Origin of the sequence: Proteus sp. G2669 (genome assembly GCF_009915245.1) — a bacterium.
Classification (GTDB): Bacteria; Pseudomonadota; Gammaproteobacteria; order Enterobacterales; family Enterobacteriaceae; genus Proteus.
In genome coordinates this window covers 1-2,535 of the sequence record NZ_JAABLX010000035.1, presented here as the reverse complement: position 1 = coordinate 2,535, position 2,535 = coordinate 1, and the positions used below count along the sequence as shown (strand labels likewise).

Here is a 2,535-nt window from a genome sequence, read left to right as displayed (position 1 = left end):
TTTTATTGTATTACTTTAATAATAAAGTGGATAAAGATATGTGAAAATTTCGACTGCAGTTATAATTTTTTATTCTTCTCGTGTTTTATAATTATTTTCTATTTGTTGTTGAGATAATTCCAATCGCCCATCATTAGGGAAATGATTAGGTACCCAAACTGGTTCTGCTTTTATTTCTTCAAACATACGGTTGGCTCCTTCATATTATGAGGTTCATTAATTGGGTATTCAGGATGACCATATCCTTTACAGGAGGTAGTGATTTTCACTTCATTACAAGGTAAGAAATGCACTTTGACGCTACAAGGTTCATCATATTGTGGGATTGGCACCCAAGTTTCGTGACTGGAGGTATTGTCGCGGAGTTGTTGTTTCCAGTGTTTATAGGCTTCTACTTGGCTAAATTTTGGAGGTGGTGGAAATTTGCTGGTATCGACAGTTTCCCATCGAATATGTGCGGTTAAATTAGGGCGCCATTTTTCGGGGATCATCACACAACAGACGGTTCCGCCAATACTGCCGTAACCCCCATTAATTGAAAAACCTGAAATTTCAAATTGAGTGTGGTTATAGCCTTGAAGTCCTGCTCCCAAGATGGCGTTTTCCGGTTTTGCGCCCCAAGAGCCCGCATTGGCACAGCCAGAAAGTAACAGGGTGAGTATCAAAAGCGTGGCAAATTTGGGGTAAGCTTGCCAAATGGTTATTTTTGAGGACATATGGCGGGCTCCTTCATATTATGAGGTTCATTAATTGGGTATTCAGGATGACCATATCCTTTACAAGAGGTAGTGATTTTTACTTCATTACAAGGTAAGAAATGCACTTTGACACTACAAGGTTCATCATATTGTGGGATTGGCACCCAAGCTTCGTGATAGGTCGTATAGCGGTCTAATTCTTTCTCCCAGCGGTTATAGGCCTCGACTTGGCTAAATTTGGGTGCAGGAGATATTTTGCTTTTATCGAGTTTCTCCCACTTTATGTGAGCGATTAAATTAGGACGCCATTTTTCGGGGATCATCACACAGCAGACAGTGCCGCCAATACTGCCATAACCTTCATTAATCGAAAAAGCGGTAATACTGTATTGAGTGTGGTTATAGCCTTGAAGACCTGCTCCCAAGATGGCGTTTTCCGGTTTTGCGCCCCAAGAGCCGGCATTAGCACAACCGGAAAGTAACAGAGAAGAAGTGAGAATTAATGATATTACTTTTAATGACATAGAATAATTAAGATTTATTTAAATGTTAGTTTGTTATTTAACTTAAAAGAAAGCTTTCCAGAGATCTTTTGGCTAAATAGGGCGGTGACTAGTTAATATTCCAATATAATGGAGAATACTTGGTGTAAAAATAACTGAGATATCAATAATCCATTTTAATCATCTTTTTATTTGTTTAAATTTTTAATCTAAAAAGATCTTTTCTGGTAAAACAAAATTGCGTAGTTGCAAGAGTGCGATTGGGCCATCGCCCATTTCTGTTCTTAAAGTGTAATTGAGTGACTGTCCATTTAAGGTTTTCCAACTGACAGAGTAACTGCTGGTGCTACCAGCATAAGGGGCGATATTGGCATCCTCCAATAACCGAATGATGCCCCAGACGCCACGATAATCGCCATAAATACGTGTACCTGTATTGGTGGTGATCCAACTCAGCGATGCACCTGAAGCAACGGTATCAGCTGGCCAAACAAAGCGTTGCCATTGCGGTTGTTGGTTATCATAGATAAGAGATTGTTTATCTATCATTAGGTGGGTTTGCATAATGTCAGGTGATGTACCTGGACGTAATTCAAAGTAAAGACGCGCTTCACCATTCGCAAAAACGACATCTCCGAGATAGCTTAGTTTGTCTAAGGCTTTTAAGAACTCAGGGTTAAAGGTTAAGCCCTGTGCATTTGTGGTATCGGGTACCCAGTGCGTACCTTCTTTATGTAAAACACCGTTAAGGTGAGTTTCAAGGAAGCGTTGAATACGACCATTATCAGGGCGTAGATATTGCGCCATTAACGGTAATGAGATTTCACTTTGCGTATTTTTGAGTGGATAGCGACCACCAAATGCCCTATTCCAATCATTCACAATCGCATTTCGCCATTGAGTGTTGATACCTTGCGAAGTGGGCGCTAATAACTGTTGCCATGCTTGAGACATGGGTTGCACAAGCAATGTATCACCAAAGCTATTCCACTCTTGCCCAAAGCTTGCTGCAATCAAACTGCCGTAATCTTGCGTTTCTGATAAATCGACGGTTTTTCCTTCAAAAACACTTCGAGCCAATGCTTGAGACATGGCTTGTGGATCGGGGGCATTAACAACTTGTTGAAGTTTTAAGCGAACTCTAGTCACGCGTGTGAGGTAGGCTTGTAGGCTTAACGCATCACTGTTTTGCGCTGAAGATTGAGGATCGGTAAAGGCCAGTATTGGCGCAAAAACAGGCTCTAGAGGGCCGGTAAATTCCGCTTTTTGACTAATAACCGGCTGTTGTTCTTTGTTTAATAAATCTTTGGCTGAGTTAACAAAAGAGTCTGCTA

General features: G+C 40.8%; 3 protein-coding genes. All 3 read right to left on the bottom strand.

The features are described from left to right. Positions 1 to 170 precede the first annotated feature (170 nt). Positions 171 to 716 (bottom strand): DUF3304 domain-containing protein, encoded by a 546-nt coding sequence (locus GWI68_RS09350; protein ID WP_166540091.1) that lies wholly within the window; start codon positions 714 to 716, stop codon positions 171 to 173. Continuing rightward, positions 701 to 1,222 (bottom strand): DUF3304 domain-containing protein, encoded by a 522-nt coding sequence (locus tag GWI68_RS09345; RefSeq protein ID WP_166540090.1) that lies wholly within the window; start codon positions 1,220 to 1,222, stop codon positions 701 to 703. The genes GWI68_RS09350 and GWI68_RS09345 overlap by 16 nt, the downstream gene beginning before the upstream one ends. Before the next feature lie 183 nt (positions 1,223 to 1,405). Next, on the bottom strand, positions 1,406 to 2,535 hold a 1,130-nt coding region (locus GWI68_RS09340; RefSeq protein WP_279542884.1), incomplete at its 5' end, for a type VI secretion IcmF C-terminal domain-containing protein.